16 protein-coding genes and 1 riboswitch are annotated in these 19,661 nt (G+C 73.3%); of the genes, 8 read left to right on the forward strand and 8 right to left on the reverse strand.

Annotated elements, in window-relative coordinates; translation table 11 throughout:
- Positions 1 to 110: 110 nt before the first annotated feature.
- From ACWGPE_RS07880 to ACWGPE_RS07900, 5 genes are read right to left on the reverse strand one after another with little or no spacing between them, the layout of a single operon-like run.
- Entirely contained in the window at positions 111 to 1,256 is a 1,146-nt protein-coding gene (locus ACWGPE_RS07880; RefSeq protein WP_452048471.1) for a cysteine desulfurase family protein, read from the reverse strand.
- Positions 1,253 to 2,158, reverse strand: coding sequence for a carboxylating nicotinate-nucleotide diphosphorylase (nadC, locus tag ACWGPE_RS07885; RefSeq protein ID WP_452048472.1), 906 nt, complete (start codon positions 2,156 to 2,158; stop codon positions 1,253 to 1,255). The genes ACWGPE_RS07880 and nadC overlap by 4 nt, the downstream gene beginning before the upstream one ends.
- Positions 2,158 to 3,810: an L-aspartate oxidase gene (gene nadB / locus ACWGPE_RS07890; protein ID WP_452048473.1), complete on the reverse strand. Its 1,653-nt coding sequence runs from the start codon at positions 3,808 to 3,810 to the stop codon at positions 2,158 to 2,160. Before nadB ends, nadC begins: the two co-directional genes overlap by 1 nt.
- Before the next feature lies 1 nt (position 3,811).
- On the reverse strand, positions 3,812 to 5,146 hold the full coding sequence (gene nadA / locus ACWGPE_RS07895) for a quinolinate synthase NadA (RefSeq protein ID WP_231430481.1): 1,335 nt from the start codon (positions 5,144 to 5,146) through the stop codon (positions 3,812 to 3,814).
- The gene (locus ACWGPE_RS07900) at positions 5,143 to 5,847 is read right to left on the reverse strand and encodes an NUDIX hydrolase (protein ID WP_275505676.1); all 705 of its coding nucleotides are present in this window, start codon (positions 5,845 to 5,847) and stop codon (positions 5,143 to 5,145) included. The genes nadA and ACWGPE_RS07900 overlap by 4 nt, the downstream gene beginning before the upstream one ends.
- A 205-nt stretch (positions 5,848 to 6,052) precedes the next feature.
- Between ACWGPE_RS07900 and ACWGPE_RS07905 the strand changes: the two genes are divergently transcribed.
- Positions 6,053 to 6,535, forward strand: a complete 483-nt coding sequence (locus ACWGPE_RS07905; RefSeq protein ID WP_231430483.1) for a DUF6220 domain-containing protein — start codon at positions 6,053 to 6,055, stop codon at positions 6,533 to 6,535.
- Between the two features lie 34 nt (positions 6,536 to 6,569).
- Positions 6,570 to 8,555 (forward strand): multicopper oxidase family protein, encoded by a 1,986-nt coding sequence (locus ACWGPE_RS07910; protein ID WP_452048474.1) that lies wholly within the window; start codon positions 6,570 to 6,572, stop codon positions 8,553 to 8,555.
- 45 nt (positions 8,556 to 8,600) lie between these two features.
- Here the strand turns inward: ACWGPE_RS07910 and ACWGPE_RS07915 are convergent, their stop codons facing one another.
- Positions 8,601 to 11,834, reverse strand: a complete 3,234-nt coding sequence (locus ACWGPE_RS07915; RefSeq protein ID WP_452048475.1) for a hypothetical protein — start codon at positions 11,832 to 11,834, stop codon at positions 8,601 to 8,603.
- Positions 11,835 to 11,992: 158 nt separating this feature from the next.
- Positions 11,993 to 12,105: riboswitch (glycine riboswitch) on the forward strand.
- Between the two features lie 164 nt (positions 12,106 to 12,269).
- Between ACWGPE_RS07915 and gcvT the strand changes: the two genes are divergently transcribed.
- The 3 genes from gcvT (at position 12,270) to gcvP (ending at position 16,789) form a co-directional block, all read left to right on the forward strand.
- Entirely contained in the window at positions 12,270 to 13,445 is a 1,176-nt protein-coding gene (gene gcvT, locus ACWGPE_RS07920; protein WP_452048476.1) for a glycine cleavage system aminomethyltransferase GcvT, read from the forward strand.
- A gap of 71 nt (positions 13,446 to 13,516) precedes the next feature.
- The gene (gene gcvH, locus ACWGPE_RS07925) at positions 13,517 to 13,888 is read left to right on the forward strand and encodes a glycine cleavage system protein GcvH (RefSeq protein WP_231430487.1); all 372 of its coding nucleotides are present in this window, start codon (positions 13,517 to 13,519) and stop codon (positions 13,886 to 13,888) included.
- A 12-nt stretch (positions 13,889 to 13,900) separates the two neighbouring features.
- Complete coding sequence (gene gcvP, locus ACWGPE_RS07930; RefSeq protein WP_452048477.1) at positions 13,901 to 16,789, forward strand: aminomethyl-transferring glycine dehydrogenase; 2,889 nt, start codon at positions 13,901 to 13,903, stop codon at positions 16,787 to 16,789.
- 111 nt (positions 16,790 to 16,900) lie between these two features.
- Here the strand turns inward: gcvP and ACWGPE_RS07935 are convergent, their stop codons facing one another.
- Positions 16,901 to 17,416, reverse strand: a complete 516-nt coding sequence (locus ACWGPE_RS07935) for a DUF2231 domain-containing protein (protein ID WP_231430489.1) — start codon at positions 17,414 to 17,416, stop codon at positions 16,901 to 16,903.
- Positions 17,417 to 17,517: 101 nt separating this feature from the next.
- Between ACWGPE_RS07935 and ACWGPE_RS07940 the strand changes: the two genes are divergently transcribed.
- The 3 genes from ACWGPE_RS07940 (at position 17,518) to ACWGPE_RS07950 (ending at position 19,343) form a co-directional block, all read left to right on the forward strand.
- The gene (locus ACWGPE_RS07940; RefSeq protein ID WP_452048478.1) at positions 17,518 to 18,048 is read left to right on the forward strand and encodes a sigma-70 family RNA polymerase sigma factor; all 531 of its coding nucleotides are present in this window, start codon (positions 17,518 to 17,520) and stop codon (positions 18,046 to 18,048) included.
- Positions 18,045 to 18,746, forward strand: coding sequence for an anti-sigma factor family protein (locus ACWGPE_RS07945; RefSeq protein WP_231430491.1), 702 nt, complete (start codon positions 18,045 to 18,047; stop codon positions 18,744 to 18,746). The genes ACWGPE_RS07940 and ACWGPE_RS07945 overlap by 4 nt, the downstream gene beginning before the upstream one ends.
- 81 nt (positions 18,747 to 18,827) lie before the next feature.
- Positions 18,828 to 19,343 (forward strand): COG4315 family predicted lipoprotein, encoded by a 516-nt coding sequence (locus ACWGPE_RS07950; protein WP_231430492.1) that lies wholly within the window; start codon positions 18,828 to 18,830, stop codon positions 19,341 to 19,343.
- Positions 19,344 to 19,355: 12 nt separating this feature from the next.
- Here the strand turns inward: ACWGPE_RS07950 and ACWGPE_RS07955 are convergent, their stop codons facing one another.
- Positions 19,356 to 19,571: a hypothetical protein gene (locus ACWGPE_RS07955; protein WP_231430493.1), complete on the reverse strand. Its 216-nt coding sequence runs from the start codon at positions 19,569 to 19,571 to the stop codon at positions 19,356 to 19,358.
- Positions 19,572 to 19,661 lie beyond the last annotated feature (90 nt).

Here is a 19,661-nt window from a genome sequence, read left to right on the forward strand (position 1 = left end):
ACGGGCGACGCGCTATTCCCGGATTCGGAGATGGATCGGAATGCATGGAAACAGTCGCGTTGCGAAGCCCGTGCCGGTCGCCGCGGCTGCGGCGACCGGTGTCGAATCGATCAGGGCCTCACGATAGTGCGCACCGCCGACACGGCCCGCGCGACGGCGGCCGAGGCATCCTCGATCTCGGCCGGCGTGGTCGCGGAACCGAGCGTGAACCGCACCGCGGTCTGCGCGAGCTCGGCGGGCACGCCGATCGCCGTCAGCACGTGCGACGGGTCGTCGCGTCCGGCGGCGCAGGCCGAGCCGCTCGAGCAGATGACGCCGTCGCGTTCGAGTTCGAGCAGCACCGCCTCGCCGCTCGTGCCGGGGAAGACGAACGAGACGGTGCCGGGCAGCCGGTCGGAGGGGTCGCCCGTGAGCCGGGCCTCCGGCACCTCGGCGAGCACGCGCGCGGTGAGCCGCGCGCCGAGCGCGCCGATGCGCTCGACGGCCTCGGCGCGCTCGGCCTCGGCCAGCTGCAAGGCCGTGGCGAACGCGACCGCACCGGCGACGTTCTCGGTGCCCGACCGGCGCCCGCGCTCCTGTCCGCCGCCGTGCAGCACGGGCTCGAGGGGCAGCCGGCCCCGCACGATGAGGGCGCCGGTGCCCTTCGGGGCTCCGATCTTGTGGCCGGCGAGCGAGATCGCATCGACGCCGAGCGCGTCGAGCGAGAGCGGCAGCCGGCCGGCCGCCTGCACCGCGTCGGTGTGCACGAGGGCACCGACGCCGTGGGCGAGTCGTGCGAGTTCCGCGACGGGCTGCACGGTGCCGATCTCATTGTTGGCGAGCTGCACCGACACGAGCGTCGTGTCGGGCCGGAGCACGGCCGCCAGGGCGTCGGGTGTCGTGCGCCCGCCGGCGTCCACCGCGACCTCGTCGACGTCGAAGCCGTGGTGGCGGGCGAGGTAGGCGGCCGATTCGAGCACGGCCTCGTGCTCGATGGGGGAGACCACCACGTGCCGGCCCCGCGGATCCGCGAGCGCGAGGCCCTTGACCGCGAGGTTGTCGGCTTCGGTGCCGCCGCTCGTGAAGACGACGTCGCCGGGCCGGCAGCCGATCGCCTCGGCGACCGCCGTCCGGGCGGCCGCGAGCGCCCGCGCCGCCTCGTCGCCGAGCCCGTGCCGGCTCGACGGGTTGCCGAACGCACCCGTCAGGTACGGCCACATCGCCTCGAGCACCTCGGGGCGCGCGGGCGTCGTCGCCGCGTGATCGAGGAAGATCACGGATGCCTCGCGGCAGCGGCAGCGGCAGCGGGGGCGGCGCCGGCGGCGGCGCTCTCCACCACCACGTCGAGCCCGAGGTCGAGCGACCGCACCGAGTGGGTGAGCGCGCCGACCGAGATCACGTCGACTCCCGTCGCCGCGATCGCGGCGACCGTGTCGAGGTTCACCCCGCCCGACGCCTCGACGATCGTGCGGCCGTCGATGAGCGCGACGCCCGCGCGCAGCTCGTCGGTCGTGAAGTTGTCGAGCATGATCGTGTCGGCCCCGCCCGCGAGCACGGGCGCGATCTGGTCGATGCGGTCGACCTCGACCTCGAGGTGCGCGGTGTGCGGCATCCGGTCGCGCGCCTCGCGGAGCGCGGTCGCGAGGTCGACGCCGCCGGCCGTGAGCACCGCGAGGTGGTTGTCCTTCGCCATGATCGCATCGGAGAGCGAGCGGCGGTGGTTGCGCCCGCCGCCGTCGCGCACGGCCTGGCGCTCGAGGCTGCGCAGGCCCGGCGTCGTCTTGCGGGTGTCCACGATGCGCGCGCCGGTGCCGGCGACCGCCGCGACGTATCGGGCCGTGAGCGTCGCGATGCCCGACATGCGCTGCAGCAGGTTGAGCCCGACGCGTTCCGCGCGCAGGATGCCCCGTGCCGGACCCTGCACTCGGGCGAGCACCGCACCGGCCGCGAAGGGCTCGCCGTCGCGCGCGAGCGGCTCCACGGCGATGCGCGCGTCGACGAGGCGGAATGCCGCCGCGAACACGTCGATGCCGCTCAGCATGCCGGGCTCGCGTGCGACGAGCTCGGCCGTCGCGGTCGCGTCGGCCGGGATGAGCGTGTCGCCGGTGAGGTCGCCCCAGGGGGCGTCCTCGTCGAGGGCTGCGGTGACGATGCGCTCGATTTCACGGGTGTCGGTCATCAGGCGGCCTCCTCGAGGTCGGGGGTCGTGGTGCGCGTCCGGTCGGCGGTGGTCGCGGCGCGCGGGTCGTCGGTGCGGAAGTGGGCGCCGATGCTCGCGCGGCGCGCGAGCGCTGCGGCGACGGTCAGTCGGGCGAGGTCGAGCAGGTTGCGGTCCTCCGCGCGGCGGCGATCGACGGGGGCGGGGGCGTCCCACGCGTCGAGCAGCGCGGATGCCTCGGCGAGCCCGCGCACGTCGCGCTCGAGCCCGACACGGCGCCACATGAGCTCCTGCAGTGCGGTGCGCTCGACCGGCGCACCAGCGAGGCGGGTGCGCTCGCCCGAGCCGGTTCCGCTTCCGTCTCCGTCGGCGACGCCGCCGCGCCGTCCGATCGAGTCGTCGGAACGCTCCGACGGCGCGCCGTTGGAGGCCGCGTCGGCGCGCCGTGCAGCGAGTGCTGCAGTCGGTGACGGGGAGGCGGACTGCGATGCGCCGCCGCCCGTGATCGCGCGGGCGGCGCGCTCGCCGAAGACGGCCGCCTCGAGCAGCGAGTTCGACGCGAGGCGGTTCGCGCCGTGCACGCCCGTGCGGGCGCACTCGCCGACCGCGTAGAGACCGCGGAGGCTCGACCGGCCGTCGAGGTCGGTGACGATGCCGCCCATCGCGTAGTGCGCGGCCGGGGTGACGGGCACCGGCTCGCGCGCCCAGTCGAAGCCCGCCTCGCGCACGACCCGGTCGAGCCCGGGGAAGCGTTCTGCGAGGAACGCCGCGCCGAGGTCGGTCGCATCGAGTCGCACGGGTTCGCCGCCCTGCTCGGTCATGCGACGCCAGACGGCGCGGGCGACGACGTCGCGCGGGGCGAGCTCGGCGTCGGCGTGCACGTCCGCCATGAACCGGGCGCCCGCGGCGTCGCGCAGCACCGCGCCTTCGCCCCGGACGGCCTCGGAGATGAGCGGTGTGCCCGGCGCGGCGAGGGCCGTCGGGTGGAACTGGGTGAACTCGAGGTCGGCGACCGCGGCTCCGGCGCGCCACGCCGCGGCGACGCCGTCTCCGGTCGCGACGTCGGGGTTCGTCGTATGCCGATAGAGGCATCCGCTGCCGCCGGTCGCGAGCACGACCGCGTCGGCGCGTCGTTCGACGAGCGCGCCGTGCTCGTCGAGCAGCCGGGCGCCGACGACGACGGGACGACCGTCGTCGCCCGGCTCGACGAGCAGGTCGACGAGCATCGTGCGTTCGTCGATGCGCACGGCACGCCGGCGCACCGTGTGGACGAGCGCGGCCTCGATCGCCGCACCGGTCGCGTCGCCGCCCGCGTGCACGATGCGGGCTCGCGAGTGCGCCGCCTCGAGGCCGCGCGAGAGCCCGGACTCGCCGCGGTCGAACGCGACGCCGAACCTGATGAGGTCGCGCACCCGCGCGGGCCCCTCGTCGCACAGCACGCGCACCGCTTCGGGGTCGGCGAGACCCGCGCCGGCGGCGAGCGTGTCGGCGAGGTGCCGCTCGGCCGAGTCGTCGGGGAACAGCGCCGCGGCGATGCCGCCCTGGGCGTAGCGGGTGTTGGTCTCGGCGAGCTCGGTCTTCGTGACGAGCTCGACGCCCGCCCCCGCGTCGGCGGCCCGAACGGCGGCCCAGAGGCCGCCGATGCCACCGCCGACGACGAGCACGCTCGTCATCTCAGGCTCCCGGAGCGGGCGTCGGTGCCGGCGGCTTCGCCGCGAGCATGCGCTCGAGCGCGAGCCGCGCGGGATCCGCGACATCGGCGGGCACGCTGATGCGGTTGACGACGCGCCCTTCGACGAGCTCCTCGAGCACCCATGCGAGGTAGCCGGGGTGGATCCGGTACATGGTCGAGCACGGGCACACGACCGGGTCGAGGCAGAAGATGGTGTGCTCGGGGTGCTCGGCGGCCAGGCGCTGCACGAGGTTGATCTCGGTGCCGATGGCGAAGGTCGAACCGGCGGGCGCCGCCGCGATCGCCTTCACGATGAAGTCGGTCGACCCCGCGGCGTCGGCGGCGTCGACGACGGGCATGGGGCACTCGGGGTGCACGATGACCTGCACGCCCGGGTGCGTCGCGCGCGCCTCGGCGATCTGGTCGACGGTGAAGCGCTTGTGCACCGAGCAGAACCCGTGCCAGAGGATCACCCTCGCGTCGGCGAGCTCGTCGACGGTGCTCCCGCCGAGGGGCTTGCGGGGGTTCCACATCGGCATCTGCGAGAGCGCGACCCCCATGGCCTTGGCCGTGTTGCGCCCGAGGTGCTGGTCGGGGAAGAACAGCACGCGCTGCCCGCGCTCGAAGACCTGCTCGAGCACCGTGCGGGCGTTCGACGAGGTGCAGACGATGCCGCCGTGCCGGCCCACGAACCCCTTGAGCGCCGCCGACGAGTTCATGTAGGTGACCGGCACGACGGGCACCCGCCCCGAGGCGTCCACCGCGTCGAGGTCGCCGTAGACGTCGGCGAGCTGCTCCCAGCACTCCTCGACGCTCGACAGGTCGGCCATGTCGGCCATCGAGCAGCCGGCGGCGAGGTTCGGCAGGATGACCGCCTGGTCGGGCCGGGAGAGCAGGTCGGCGGTCTCGGCCATGAAGTGCACGCCGCAGAAGACGATCGCCTCGGCGTCGGGCCGGGTGAGCGCGGCGTTCGCGAGCTGGAACGAGTCGCCGACGAAGTCGGCGTGCTGCACCACCTCGTCGCGCTGGTAGAAGTGGCCGAGCACGACGACCCGGTCGCCGAGCGTCGCCTTCGCGGCGCGGATGCGCTCGTGCAGCTCGTCGTCGGAGGCCAGCCGGTATTCTTCGGGCAGCGCGCCCTGCCGCGGCGACCCGGTCGGGATGACGTCGCCCATCGAGGCGCCCGGGCCGTAGCCGGCGGGGCCGGAGTCGAACTCCCACGGGCCCTTGGCGAGTTCGGGTGCGCAGCTCGCCCCCGGCGCGGCGCCCGAAGCGATGAGCTGCAGGCTGCGGTCGACGGATGCCTCGCGGCGGATGCTCGGCGTCGTGATGGTCATGAGGCTGGCCTCTCGCTCTGGAACGGTTCTCGGGCCCCGGCCGTGCGGACGGAGGCGTCGTAGCGGTACAGCTTGGGCGGGCGGTGCGCCGCACCGGCGAGCAGCTCGCCGGTCTCGCGCAGGCGGCCCGACGCGATCATGGTGCGTCGGAAGTTCGCCGGGTCGAGCGGCCGCTGCAGCACCGCCTCGTAGACCTCGCGCAGCTCGGCGAGCGTGAAGGTCTCGCCGAGGAACGAGTGGGCGAGCTCGGTGTACTCGACCTTGGTGCGCAGCCGCCAGAGTGCGTACTCGACGATGCGGTTGTGGTCGAACGCGAGCCCGGGCAGCGTGTCGGCCGGCACCCAGCGCACGTTCGGCCCGGCGACGGCGCGAGCCGCCTCGTCGCTCTGCACGAGTGCCCAGTAGACGACCGAGACGACGCGCGCGTCGGGGGAGCGGTCGACCTCGCCGAACGTGTAGAGCTGCTCGAGGTACTTGGGCGCGAGGCCGGTCGTCGCGCGCAGGGTGCGCGCCGCGGCGACCTCGAGTTCTTCGTTGACGGGAAGCCAGCCTCCGGGCAGTGCCCAGAGCCCGAGCTGCGGCTCGCGGGTGCGGCGCACGAGCGGAGTCCACAGCACCGCGCGCCCGGCGGCGTCCGGCCGCAGCGCGAAGATCACCGTCGACACGGCGAGGCGCATCTGGGCGTCGCGGGGCTGCGGCATGCGAGCGGTCCTTCGGTTCGGAGAGTTCAGGTCAGTCTGACTCGAACTGTGGTCGACGACAGCTTACAGTCACTCTGACCAGAACGCGAACTCGGTGGCGCCGCTGACCCGGGATCGGGGTCGGCACTGATGCCCGGGCGCCCGGGGGCGAGCACGCTCGATGGGTCCCGACACCATCCCCACCCGACCAGAGAGGAGGCGCGCCATGAAGAAGGCGTTCCTCGTGACCACCGTCCTGTTCATCGTCGACTCGATGCTGCAGGTGTACCTCGCCGCATTCGGCACGTTCGGCATGGAGACCGGCGACGAGAACGCGTTCAGCGCGCACGGCATCAACGGGCAGATCGTGCTTCGCGTGCTCGCCCTCGCCATGATCGCGTTCGCCGCGCTCGCGAGGGCCGGCAAGCGCACGATCTGGATGACGGTGACCGTGTTCCTGCTGACCGTCCTGCAGCTGCTCATCTTCATCCTGACCGGCGTGATCTTCGGCATCGGGCCGGAGAGCGCCGCCCCGCCGCTGCCGGCGATGCTCATGGTGAGCCTGCACGGCCTCAACGGCGCACTCATCATCGTGCTCGGCGTCGCGCTGTTCTTCCGGGCGCGCAAGCTCGTTCGCGAGGGCTCGGCGTCGTCGCAGCCGACCACCGACACCGTGGTCGAACAGGCCCAGCCGACGAGCGTCGCTTGACCTGCGCAACCACCACGGCGAGGAGGACCCCACGATGAGCACGGCGGCCCTCCTCGCCCTGTACGGCATCGTGATCATCGCGGCGGCCGGCCTCTGGGCGGCCGCCGCGACGACCGGTGCACGGCACGCCCGCTGGTTCGCGGCGGGCGGATGCCTCGCCGTCGTGGGCGCCGCCGCGATCGCCGCCGGCCTCGCCGTGCGCGACGTCGCGTTCGCCGACGAGAAGCTGTTCGTCGGCGTCCCGCTCGCGCTCGCGGGCTGCGTCGCGGGTCTGGCCGCCATTGGTCGTCGCCGCTGCGCCGACGGAGCCGACGGAGCCGACGGCACCGACGACCCCGCGACGCGCATCGCGCTCATCGCAGCGGTCATCGCGGTCGCGGGGGCGGCGGCCGAGACCTGGATCATCGGCGGGCCGGTGCGCTTCGTGCCGACCGTCGTCCTGCTCGCGGTGGTCGCGCTCGCGATCGGTGCGACGTGGGCCGTCGTCGACAGGCGGGGCCGCCGCACCGTCACCGGGTTCGCCGCGCTCGCCGGCCTCGCCGTCGGCGCATCGATCGGCTGGGTATGGCTCGCCGACACCGCGCCACCGAGCCTCGAGGCGGCCCCGGGCCACCACGCCGTCGCGGCCGGCGCGTCGGCCGGCGCCGGTGCCGAGGCATCCGTCTCGGTCGCCGACCTGCGCACGCCGGCCGACCCCGGCCGCCGCACCGACCGGTTCACCCTCACCGCGAAGCGCTCGCTCGTCGTGCTCGACGACGGGGCGACGATCGACGCGTGGACGTTCGACGGGCAGGTCCCCGGCCCGGAGCTCCGCGTGCGCGAGGGCGACCTCGTCGAGGTCGAGCTCCGCAACGACGACATCGCCGCCGGGGTCACGCTGCACTGGCACGGCGTCGACGTGCCGAACGGGGAGGACGGCGTCGCCGGCGTCACGCAGGACGCCGTGCTGCCCGGCGACTCGTTCGACTACCGCTTCGTGGCCGACGAGCCGGGCACGTACTGGTACCACACCCATCAGGGTTCGGCCGAGGGCGTGCGCAAGGGGCTCTACGGCATGCTCGTCGTGGAACCGGCCGACCCCCCGAGGCCGGCCGACGGCGCCGGGACGCTCGACGTCTCCGCGCCCGTGCACACCTTCGGCTCCCACGTCGTCGTCGGCGAGCACGCGCACGCCGAGACCCGCGAGGTCGCACCGGGCACGCGCGTGCGGGTGCGGCTCGCCGACACCGATCTCGAACCGCTCGCTGCGCGACTCGAGGGGGTCCCGTTCACCGTGGTCGCGGTCGACGGCCGCGACCTGGCCGGCGGTGCCGAGGTCGCGGATCGTTCGCTCAGGCTGCCCGCCGGCGGACGGATCGACGTCGAGTTCACGATGCCGGACGCCCGCGTCGCGCTCGGCGTCGACCGGTCCCGCGAGGCGGGACTCGTCTTCCTGCCGGGCGAGGGGGATGCCTCGGGGCCGGCGCTCGCCGTTGCCGGTGACACCGCGTCGGCGGTTCCGATGCCGGTGCCCTCGGCCGCGCCCGAGCTCGACCTGCTGTCGTACGGCGCGCCCGACCCGGCCGCCGTGCGTCTCGCGGCGGCGACCCCCGACGTCGACGCGCGCCTCGTGCTCGACCGCCTGCCGCGCTTCGTCGGCGGTGCGCCGAAGTACGCCTACACGGTCGACGGCCGAGTGTTCCCGCACATCGATCCCGTGTCGGTGCGCGAGGGCGACCTCGTGCGGCTCACGATCGTCAACCGCGGGTTCGAATCGCATCCGATGCACGTGCACGGGCACCACGTGCTCGTGCTCTCCCGCGACGGGGTCGTCGCGACCGGTGCCCCGCTCCGGCTGGACTCGGTCGACGTTCGGCCGGGGGAGGTGTGGCAGGTGCTCCTGGTCGCCGACAATCCCGGCATCTGGATGGACCACTGCCACAACCTCGAGCACGCCGCCGAGGGAATGATGATGACGCTCGCCTACGAGGGCGTCACGAGCCCGTTCGAGCACGACGGGCACGGCAACCGACCGGAATGAGCGCGGTGCGGGCCGGCGGGGCAGGATGTCTCGCCGGCGCGCCGGTCACTCGGAGGTGCGCTGCGCGGCGATCCGGTCGCACATGTCGTCGCGGAGGGCCCGGACGTCGCCGTCGCGCTCGAAGAGCCGGGGCAGCTCGTCGAGGCCGGGGTAGTGGCTGCTCGCGGCCTCGAGCTCGCCGAACGAGTCCTGTCCGCAGTGCGCGGCGGTGCTCAGCGCCTCGGTGAACCGATCGCGGCTCGCCGACGACAGCGCCCAGCCGAGCGGGGGCACGACGGCCGGCTCGGAGGCGGGTGCGACCACGACGACGCCGCCGTCGATCCGGCCCTCGTCGCCGATCAGGGTGTCGACGGCCGCGGCGCACGCGGCATCGCCTTCGGGACAGGCCTCGGGGAGGGTGAGCGCGATGCGCTGGATCCACGCGTCCTGCGCGGTGAGCCGGACCCGTGCCGCATTGCCGGTGATCGGCGCGAGCGGTTCGGCCTCGGCCCTCGTGACGTCGGTGACGAGGTCGTAGCCCTGCGAGTTGCGCAGGTAGAGGAGCACCGGAACGAGCTTGGTGTCGGACGCCGGATCGTCGTTCACGGCGGCGAAGACCTTCATGAGTGCCGGGGCGATGTCGGCGATCGTCGCGAGCGACGTCGGTTCGACGTACCCGCCGTCGACGAACTGGGCGCCGGCGCGACCGCCCACGTCGCGGCACGGACCCGTGCCCGGCATGCTGCCGGTCGGGGTGATCACCGCGAAGCGCGCCGACAGCATGGCGGCCGTCGACCAGTCGAGGCCCGCCAGGCAGTCGGCCGCGTCCTGCGCGCCGTCGACTCCGGGCAGCTCGCCGAACTGCAGCATGGACGGCAGCCCGCCGGTGGCGTCGCACGGGCCGATCGCGCCGCCCACCGGTGCGAAGTCCGACGCCGCCCGCTCGGCGGTGACGGGCGCCTGCTGCACGAGCAGCCGGCATTTCGTGACGACGTCGGCGGAGTTCATGAGCAACGCCCCCGTCAGCGGGTCGATGTCGTTCGTGAACGGCTCGCCGAGGGCCGTGCCCTGCTCCCAGAACGATTCGATGAGCGCGGCGCGATCCCGCCAGCGCCAGCCGTCGTCGTCGGTCTCAGACGAATCGAGGTACGACGGCATGTGCACGCCCCACCCGCCCGCGACCGCATCGCCGACGACGAGCGCGAGCGCCGCAGTCGACACGGCGCCCGGCGCCGAGAGCCGCGCGGCCGAGTCGACGAGCGATCCGTCGGCGTCCTGCGGGTTGGTGCCCGCAGAACTGGCGAGCGCGAGTCCGACCGAGCCGCCGCTGATCCCGCTCGCGACGAGACCGGACTTCCCGGCGCAGCCCGGCAGCGCGTCGAGCACCGAGGCGGTCCAGTAGGCGGCCCGGATGCCGCCGCCCTCGGACGCGATCAGGAACACCGGCCGGATCCGTGTCCCGTCCTCGGCCTCGTAGGTGCAGGCGCTCTCCGATCGGAGGTCGCCGAGACGCTGGGCCAGCGCGTCGGGTTCGACGAGGTTGCGGGCGGAGTCCTCGTTCGAGACGTGCACCCGGTGCAGGGCCGTGTCGGAGAGCCCCCACGGCACGGCCGAGAGGGCGACGTTGATCGCGAGCGGCATCACGAGGGCGAGCGCGATCACGGGGCTCGCCTTCATGTTGAGCCAGCGGAAGGGCGCGATGAGCGCCCGTGCCTGCAGGATGAGCGTGAACGAGCCGAGCACCGCCACCCAGGCGCCGAGTGCGAGGAGCACGACGGCGACCGCGCCGAGCGCCGCGCCGAGCTGCGCCGGCCAGAGCATCGCCGCGACGAGGGCGACCGAGCCGACCCCGAGCGCGATCCACTCGACGAGCATGGCGCGCGACACGTTGCCGTCCTTCGCCGAGCGGTGGTCGGTCGGGTCGAGACGCCCCGCGCGCAGCAGGCGCCCGCCCCACGAGGTGCGGTCGGCGAAGCCGATGACGGCCATCGGCGCGAGCACGGCGACGGCGGCCGACACGGGCACCAGCAGCCAAGCCGCCACGGATGTCGCGGAGCCGCCGAGCACGAGCGGTACGAGGAACGAGCGCACGACGCCGACCGCGCCGACGACGAGCACGACGGCGGAGAGCGAGTCGCCGACGATCCAGCTGTCGCTCGCCCGCTCGACCGACAGGGGCCTGGGCTGCTCCGGGTGATGTGCGACCCAGCGGGCGCCGATCGCGGCGAGGCCGGCGATGACCAGTTCGACGACGAGCACGGCGAGGAAGGTCGGCAGGTGCACGGGGAACGCCCCGTCAGGATCGACGGGTCCGACGATCGCGACGGTCGCGATCGCGAGGCCGATCTGGGCGACCGGTGCGATGAGCCAGGGGAACGCCGCATCGAACGGCCGGGGCGTCGGCCGGCCGACCCACCCGTTCACCCGGGTCTCGATCATGTAGCGGGTGCGGCGGCGCCCGAGCGCGAGCGCGAGTGCGCCCGTGACGAGCATCGCGACGATCGCGGCGAACCCGTGCACGGCGCCGATCGGGCCGTCGGCCCACTGGCGCTGCACATCGGGGAGCTGGTCGAGGAGGTCGGCGGCCGGGATGCAGGCGAGCACGAGGAGGACGACGATGGCGAGGGCGGCCAGGCGGTGCACCCAGATCGCGCGGCCCAGCCGGGCGATCCGGTTGGCGAGCCAGCTCCGGTACGCCGTGATCCGCAGCACCGCCACCCCGAACACGACGAACCCGAGCACCTTGATGACCGTGGCCCAGACGAGCACGCCGCCGACCGCACCGGATGCCGCCTCGAGGCCGTTCGCGACGGTGAGTCCGGCGACGAGCTGGAGCGCGTCCTCGAGCACCTCCGCCCCGACGATCGCGATGAGGGCGATCCTCGGCACCGTCTGCGCCCGGCGCGGCGCCTGCCGCACGAGGCCGCGGAGCAGTGTCGCGTACGCCGCCACCATGACGAGGTCGAGCACGGCGGACAGTGCGATCCACACGCCGAGGTCGGCATGCCATGGCATGTGCGCCCAGGCCGCCCAGCTCTCGTGCTGGAACGGCCCGAGCGGACCGAGCACGAGGTTGAGGGAGTGGCTCCGCCCGTCGGCGTCGGGGACGCTCGCGATGAGCCGATCGAGTTCGGCGAGGGCCACGGCGATGAGCAGCACGGTCGCGGCGAGGGAGAGCACGCGGCCGACCCGTCTCCACACCGCGTCGCCGATGCCCGGCCACGTCGGTCGCGGCACGTCGTCGCGGCGTCCGGCGGCGTCGTCCTGCACCGCCGCGCGCGCGCCCGAGGCTTGCGTCACCAGCACCACCCGCCCAAGCTCGAACCTGTTGTTGCGACGAGGCTATCGCCCGGCGGACATCGCCGTCCGTACCGCGTACGGGGGGGGCGAAGGGGGACACCATCGGCCCGCCCGGTCGGGCGCTGCTAGGATCACGGTACAACCTCATACCGGGCCATCGACGCGTCGCGGGAGAGCCGGAGCCTCGTTCAGTTCCATCGAACAGGGCCGCCCGGCACCGAAGGAGCAAGCCTCCCTGCCAATCTCTCAGGTCACACACCGCGATGACGAGGCCGCTCTGAAAAGTGCCCCGCGATGCGCGCGGGGCCGCCCACGGTGAAAGCGCGTCATCGCGTGAAACTCTCAGGCTCATGACAGAGGGGGAGTTCTCATGCGGCATCCGCCGCACGAATCGCGACCGCGCCGACACCGTCCGTCGGCCAGTCTGGAGAACTCGTGACGAACGACCCCGGTACCACCATCCCCGCCGACGAGCGACGGAGCCCGCTCGATGCCGTGCACCGCGCCGCGGGTGCGAGCTTCACCGACTTCGCCGGCTGGCAGATGCCGGTGCGCTACTCGTCCGACCTCGCCGAGCACCATGCCGTGCGCACGACGTCGGGCATCTTCGACCTCTCGCACATGGGCGAGATCGTGCTCGTCGGCCCCGAGGCCGCCGCAGCGCTCGACCACGCGCTCGCGGGCAAGCTGTCGGCGATCGAGGTCGGCCAGGCGAAGTACTCGCTGCTGCTCGCCGACGACGGCGGCATCATCGACGACCTCGTCGTCTACCGCACCGGCGACGACCGGTACATGGTCGTGGCGAACGCTTCGAATGCCGCCGTCGTCGCCGACGAGCTGCGCACCCGCGCCGCAGGCTTCGACACCCTCGTCTCCGACGAGAGCGACGACATCGCGCTCGTCGCGCTGCAGGGACCCGACGCACGCGCCGTGCTGCTCGAGACGCCCGGCTTCGGCGTCGACGGCCCCGGCAACGACCACGACGACTTCGACGCGCAGATCGCCGCGCTCAAGTACTACCGGGCGTTCCCGGCGACCTTCGAGGGGCAGCCGGTGCTCGTCGCGCGGACGGGCTACACCGGCGAAGACGGCTTCGAGCTCTACGTCGCGCCCGAGCTGGCGTCGCGCCTGTGGGCGGCCCTGACCGAGACCGGCGGTCCCCGCGTCGTGCCCTGCGGCCTCGCGAGCCGCGACACCCTCCGACTCGAGGCGGGCATGCCGCTCTACGGCCACGAGCTGAGCCGCGACATCCTGCCCGTGCAGGCCGGCCTCGGTCGCGTCGTCGCCCTCTCGAAGGAGGGCGACTTCGTCGGTCGCGCCGCGATCGAACGCGGTCCCGCCGACGACGCGCCCGTGCTCGTCGGCCTCGCGGCCGAGGGGCGCCGTGCCGCCCGCGCCGACTACGAGGTGTTCGACGGCGAGGGTGCCGATGCGGCTCGCGTCGGCATCGTCACGAGCGGCGCGCTGTCGCCGACCCTCGGCCACCCGGTCGCGATGGCGTACGTGAGTCCCGGCCTCGCCGAGCACGGCACGTCGCTCTTCGTCGACGTGCGTGGCACGCGCATCCCCGCGACCGTCGTCGCGCTGCCGTTCTACAAGCGCGCCTCCTGATCCCGGCGCCGCCGGCCCGGCACGGGCGGGCGGCGCGAACCCCGAGTCATCCCAACCACAAGGAGCACCCCATGACCGACCTCAACGCCCTGCAGTACACCGAAGAGCACGAGTGGGTCGTCGTCGACGGCGACGTCGCGACGATCGGCATCACCGACTACGCCGCCGAGAAGCTCGGCGACGTCGTCTACGTCGACCTGCCCGCCGCCGGCTCGACCATCACCGAGGGCAACGTCGTCGGCGAGATCGAGTCGACGAAGTCGGTCGGCGAGCTCTTCGCCCCGCTGAGCGGCGAGGTCGCCGAGGCGAACCAGGCCGTCGTCGACGCGCCCGAGCTCGTGAACAGCGACCCGTTCGGCGAGGGCTGGCTGCTCAAGGTCACGGTCACGAGCCTGCCGAAGCTGCTCACCCGCGACGAGTACGTCGCCCTCACCGGAGAGTAAGGAACCACCCGGATGACTTCGCCCTCGTCGGCCTTCGACCTCGACGCCTTCGGGCGCCGCCACATCGGCACCTCGCCGAGCGACCACTCGCTCATGCTCGCCGAGCTCGTCTACGACTCGCTCGACGCGCTCATGTCGGCGGCCGTGCCGTCGTCGATCCGCATGGGCGAGGTGCTGAACTCGGCCATCCCCGCGGCGGCGACCGAGCGCGAAGCGCTCGCCGAGCTCGCGGCGCTCGCCGCCCAGAACACGGTGCGCACGCCGCTCATCGGCCTCGGCTACTACGGCACGATCACTCCCGCGGTGATCCAGCGCAACGTGCTCGAGAACCCGAGCTGGTACACGGCGTACACGCCGTACCAGCCCGAGATCAGCCAGGGCCGGCTCGAGGCGCTCATCAACTTCCAGACGATGGTCGAGAACCTCACGGGCCTCGACATCGCGAACGCGTCGATGCTCGACGAGGGCACCGCCGTCGTCGAGGCGATGCTGCTCGCCCGCCGCGGCTCGAAGTCGAAGGCGAATCGCTTCGTCGTCGACGCCGATGCGCTGCCGCAGACGAAGGCGCTGCTCGCCTCGCGCGCCGAGGCGGTCGGCATCGAGCTGCTCGAGGTCGATCTCACCGAGAACACGGACGCCTCCGCCTTCGGCGAGCACTTCGGCATCTTCGTGCAGTACCCCGGCGCCTCGGGCCGGGTGTGGGACCCGTCGACGGTGATCGCCGCGTCGAGGGCGCAGGGCGCGCTCGCCGTCGTCGCCGCCGACCTGCTCGCGCTCGCACTGATCACGAGCCCCGGGGAGCTCGGCGCCGACGTCGCCGTCGGCACCTCGCAGCGCTTCGGCGTGCCGATGGGATTCGGCGGACCGCACGCCGGCTACATGGCGGTGCGCAAGGGCCTCGAGCGGCAGATGCCGGGCCGCCTCGTCGGCGTCTCGCAGGACGCGGCGGGCCACCCCGCCTACCGCCTCAGCCTGCAGGCCCGCGAGCAGCACATCCGCCGTGAGAAGGCGACGTCGAACATCTGCACCGCGCAGGTGCTGCTCGCCGTGATGGCCTCGATGTACGCCGTCTACCACGGGCCCCGCGGCATCCGCGCGATCGCCACCCAGACCGCCGGCAAGGCGAGGCTGCTCGCGGGCTGGCTCGAGGACCTCGGCCAGCGAGTCGCGCACGACGCCTACTTCGACACGCTCGCGGTGCACGTGCCGGGCCTCGCGAAGAACGTCGTCGCCCGCGGTCGCGAGCTCGGCGTGCTGCTGTGGGAGGCCGACGAGGCGACCGTGTACGTGTCGGTCGACGAGACGACCACGCTCGACGACCTGCACCGGGTCGCGCAGGCGTTCGGCGGACCCGACGAGCGCGAACTCGAGGGCGCGATCACCGAGACGACCATCCCCGAGGCGCTCCGCCGCACCTCGCCGTACCTCGAGCACCCGGTGTTCAACACGCACCACTCCGAGACGCAGATGATGCGGTACCTCAAGCAGCTCGCCGATCGCGACTACGCGCTCGACCGCGGCATGATCCCGCTGGGCTCGTGCACGATGAAGCTCAACGCGGCGACCGAGATGCAGGCGGTCACCTGGCCCGCCTTCGCGAACCTGCACCCGTTCGCGCCCGAGGCCGACGTCGTTGGCTCGCTCGGGCTCGTCGAGCAGCTCGAGTCGTGGCTCGCCGAGGTCACCGGGTACGACACGGTGTCGCTGCAGCCGAACGCCGGAAGCCAGGGCGAGCTCGCGGGCCTGCTCGCGATCCGCGGCTACCACCGTGCGAACGGCGAGGCCGAGCGCGACGTGTGCCTCATCCCCTCGAGCGCGCACGGCACGAACGCGGCGTCGGCGGTGCTCGCCGGCATGCGCGTCGTGGTCGTCGCGACCGACGAGCTCGGCAACGTCGACCTCGACGACCTGCGCGCGAAGATCGCCGAGCACGCCGCATCGATCGCGGCCCTCATGATCACGTACCCGTCGACGCACGGCGTCTACGAGCACGAGGTGAAGGAGATCACCCAGGCGGTGCACGACGCCGGCGGGCAGGTGTACGTCGACGGTGCGAACCTCAACGCGCTGCTCGGCTACTCGCGCTTCGGCGACTTCGGCGGCGACGTCTCGCACCTCAACCTGCACAAGACGTTCTGCATCCCGCACGGCGGCGGCGGCCCGGGCGTCGGGCCGGTGGCGGCGAAGGCGCACCTCGCGCCCTACCTGCCCGGCCACCCGATGGCGCAGCGCGCCGACCACGCCGGCGGCTTCGTGCACGGCGGCGGACCGGTCTCGGCGGCGCCGTACGGAAGCCCGTCGATCCTGCCGATCTCGTGGGCGTACGTGCGCATGATGGGCTCGGAGGGCCTCAAGCAGGCGACCGCGACGGCGGTGCTCGCGGCGAACTTCGTCGCGTCGCGCCTGCGCGAGCACTTCCCGGTGCTCTACACGGGCGAGAACGGGCTCGTCGCGCACGAGTGCATCCTCGACCTGCGACCGCTCACGGCGGAGACCGGCGTGACCGTCGACGACGTCGCCAAGCGCCTCATCGACTACGGGTTCCACGCGCCGACCATGTCGTTCCCGGTCGCGGGCACCCTCATGGTCGAGCCGACCGAGTCCGAGGACCTGGCCGAGCTCGAGCGCTTCGTCGAGGCGATGGTCGCGATCAAGGCCGAGGCCGACGCGGTCGGCCGCGGCGAGTGGCCGGCCGACGACAACCCGTTGCGGAACGCCCCGCACACGGCCGAGTCGGCCATCGCGGGGGAGTGGAGCCACCCGTACACCCGCGAGCAGGCGGTCTACCCGGTGCGCTCCCTCGTGCGCAACAAGTACTGGGCCCCGGTGCGCCGCATCGACCAGGCCTACGGCGACCGCAACCTCGTGTGCGCCTGCCCGCCGGTGGAGGCCTTCGCGTAGCCCGCTCGGGTGTCCCGCCCACGAGTGTTGCCGTTCCGACCGTCGGTCTCCTCTGGAGCCGATGCGTCGGGCGGAGACGGCGACATTCGATGGCCCTCGTCGCGACCACCGTCAGCTCGGGAGCCCGCCCCACACGGCGCGGGCTCCCGAGTCGCCGATGAGCACCAGCAGCACCATCGTGCCCACCCCGACGACGAGGGATGCTGCGGCGAGTCCGACTCGAACGGCGCGAGCCGCGCCCGGCGAGTCTCGGCGCACCCGGTCGTCGGCGAAACGGAACCACGCCCACTGGCCCGCAGCGACGACGAAGAGCGCGATGGCCCACGGCAGGAGCATCTCGCCGAACCCCTGATGCCGGGCGACCGCGGGGATCGGGCCGAGCACGGCCGCGAGCGACCGCCCCGCGGCGACCGTGATCGGCACGAGCACCAGCACGAGGGCGGCACCCAGCGCGGTCACGATGCCGAGGCGGCGGCGTGCCCGCGGCCAGAACGTGCCCAGCAGCAGCGCGAGTACCGTGAGCGGAGTGAGCACGACGACCGCGTGCACGATGAGCGGATGCAGGGGCAGTCCGGCGACCTGGATGAGGTCGCCGGACGCGAGCGGTGCGACGATCGTGGAATCCATGCCGAGAACACGTCGCGCACGCCCGGCCGGTTCACCTCCACCGCAGGCTGAACGTTTCGCGCCGCCGTCTCGTTCTCCCGTCGAAGGACCGGAGGTGACGGATGCCGAAAGACGACGAGCCGCTCGATGACGATCGACGACTGGTCGCGCTGTACGAGGCGCACGGCCCGACGGTGTGGCGCTACGTGGTCCACCTCACCGGAGACCCCGCCGGCGCCGACGACATCGTGCAGGAGACGCTCCTGCGTGCGTGGCGGAGCCCTCGAATCCTCGCCCAAGAACCCGCGTCGACGAGGTCGTGGATGATCACCGTCGCCCGCAACCTCGTGATCGACGAGGCGCGCAGCGCACGCCGACGGCACGAGATCGGAGTCGCCGAGGCGCCCGAGCCGCCCGGGCCGCCGACGGGGGACGAGACCGACGCCCTCTTCGAGAGCCTGTTGATCGAGGAGGCGCTGGTGACCCTGAGCCTGGAGCACCGCGCGGTGATCGTGCACGCCTACTACGGCGGATGCAGCGTGGCGGAGGTCGCGCGGCGGCTCGGGATCCCGGAGGGTACCGTGAAGTCCCGGCTGCACTACGGCCTCCGGGCGCTGCGGCTCGCACTGCAGGAGAAGGGAGTGACGCGATGAACCCCGATCACGCGCGCTTCGCGGAATGGGACTCCGCCTACGTGCTCGGTGCGCTCTCGCCGGCCGAGCGCGGCGAGTACGAGCGGCACCTCGAGAGCTGCGACCGCTGCCGGCGCGCGGTCGCCGAGCTCGCGCCGATGCCCGGCCTGCTCGCACGCCTGACGCCCGAGCGCGCCGACGGACTCCTCGGCGAGGGCGAGCCCGGCACCCAGCCGGGCCCGCGCGACGACCTCCTCGACGTCGTGCGGCTCGAGGGTCGTCGCCGTCGCCGACGCAGGGCGCGGACCTGGTGGCTCGCGTCCGCGGCGGCCGCCGTCCTGCTCGTCGCCGCGATCGCCGTGCCGATCGGCCTCACCGGCACGCCCGTCGCCTCCGAGTCGGTGGCCTTCGAATCCGTCGCGGAGGTGCCGCTGACCGCGACCGCGAGGCTCACACAGGTCGCGTGGGGCACGAGGATCGAACTCGACTGCCGCTACGCCGACACCGGGGCATCCGGCGACGCGGACGCGAGCTGGCCGTACGTGCTCGTGGTGGTCGGGCACGACGGCGGGCGCACGGACGTGTCGAGCTGGCGGGCGAGTCCGGGCACCGAGGCCCGGCTCACGGCGGGAGCCGCTCTCGACCTCGACGAGATCGCATCCCTCGAGATCCGGGCGGTGGGCTCGGGCGACGTGCTCATGCGGAGCGCACTCGACTGAACGGCTGAACCATCCGTCGCTCCCTCTCGTGCTCACTGCAGGGCCGCGACCGCGGCCGATGCCGGAGAAGAGGGAATTCGCATGAAATCGCGCATTGCAACAGGAGCCGCCGTGCTCGGGCTCGTCATCGCGCTCGCGGGCTGCACGGGGACGTCCGGCGGGTCGGGCGGCACGTCCGACGGAACGGGCTACGGTGGGGAGACGTCGACCGCGACGGAGGCGCCCGACAGCGGTGCCGGCTCGTCGTCGGCGCTCACGACCGCGGACTCCGACCTCGGCGAGATCGTGGTCGACGGCCACGGCATGACCGTCTACATGTTCGACACCGACACGCAGGGCGGCGACTCGAGCACCTGCGAGGGCCAGTGCGCGACGAACTGGCCCGCCGTGACCACCGACTCCGACGCGCCGGAGGTCGAGGGCGTGACCGGTGAGGTCGGCACGATCACGGGAGTCGACGGCTCGAAGCAGGTGACGCTCAACGGCTGGCCGTTGTACACCTATGCGGGCGACAGCGCCGCGGGCGACACGAACGGCCAGGGGGTCGGCGGAGTGTGGTGGGTGCTGACCCCGGCGGGCGACAAGGTCGGCGGCTGACGGCGTTCGCAGCTACACGAGGCGGGGCGCGGCGTGTCGGCCGCGCTCCGTGAGCTCGCGCCGGGCCGCGGGCACGGGCTCGCCGGAGCGGACGCTTCGCCGGGCGACGGCACGCTCGTGCGCTTCGCGGATCTCCGCCTCGGTCGTGCGGTGCAGGCGGTCGGTGGCGCGGCCGGCGAGGTGCCCGGCGGCGAAGGCGGCGGCGAGGTTCATGGGAATCGATTCCATCTCTGTGATCCGGCGGAGCCGGTGGGCGCCCCCGGGCCGGGGGCGGTTCAAGACTCGTCGGCGCGGCGGATCGCCGATTCCGGGTGGACC

It is taken from the genome of Agromyces sp. NPDC055658 (genome assembly GCF_053618155.1).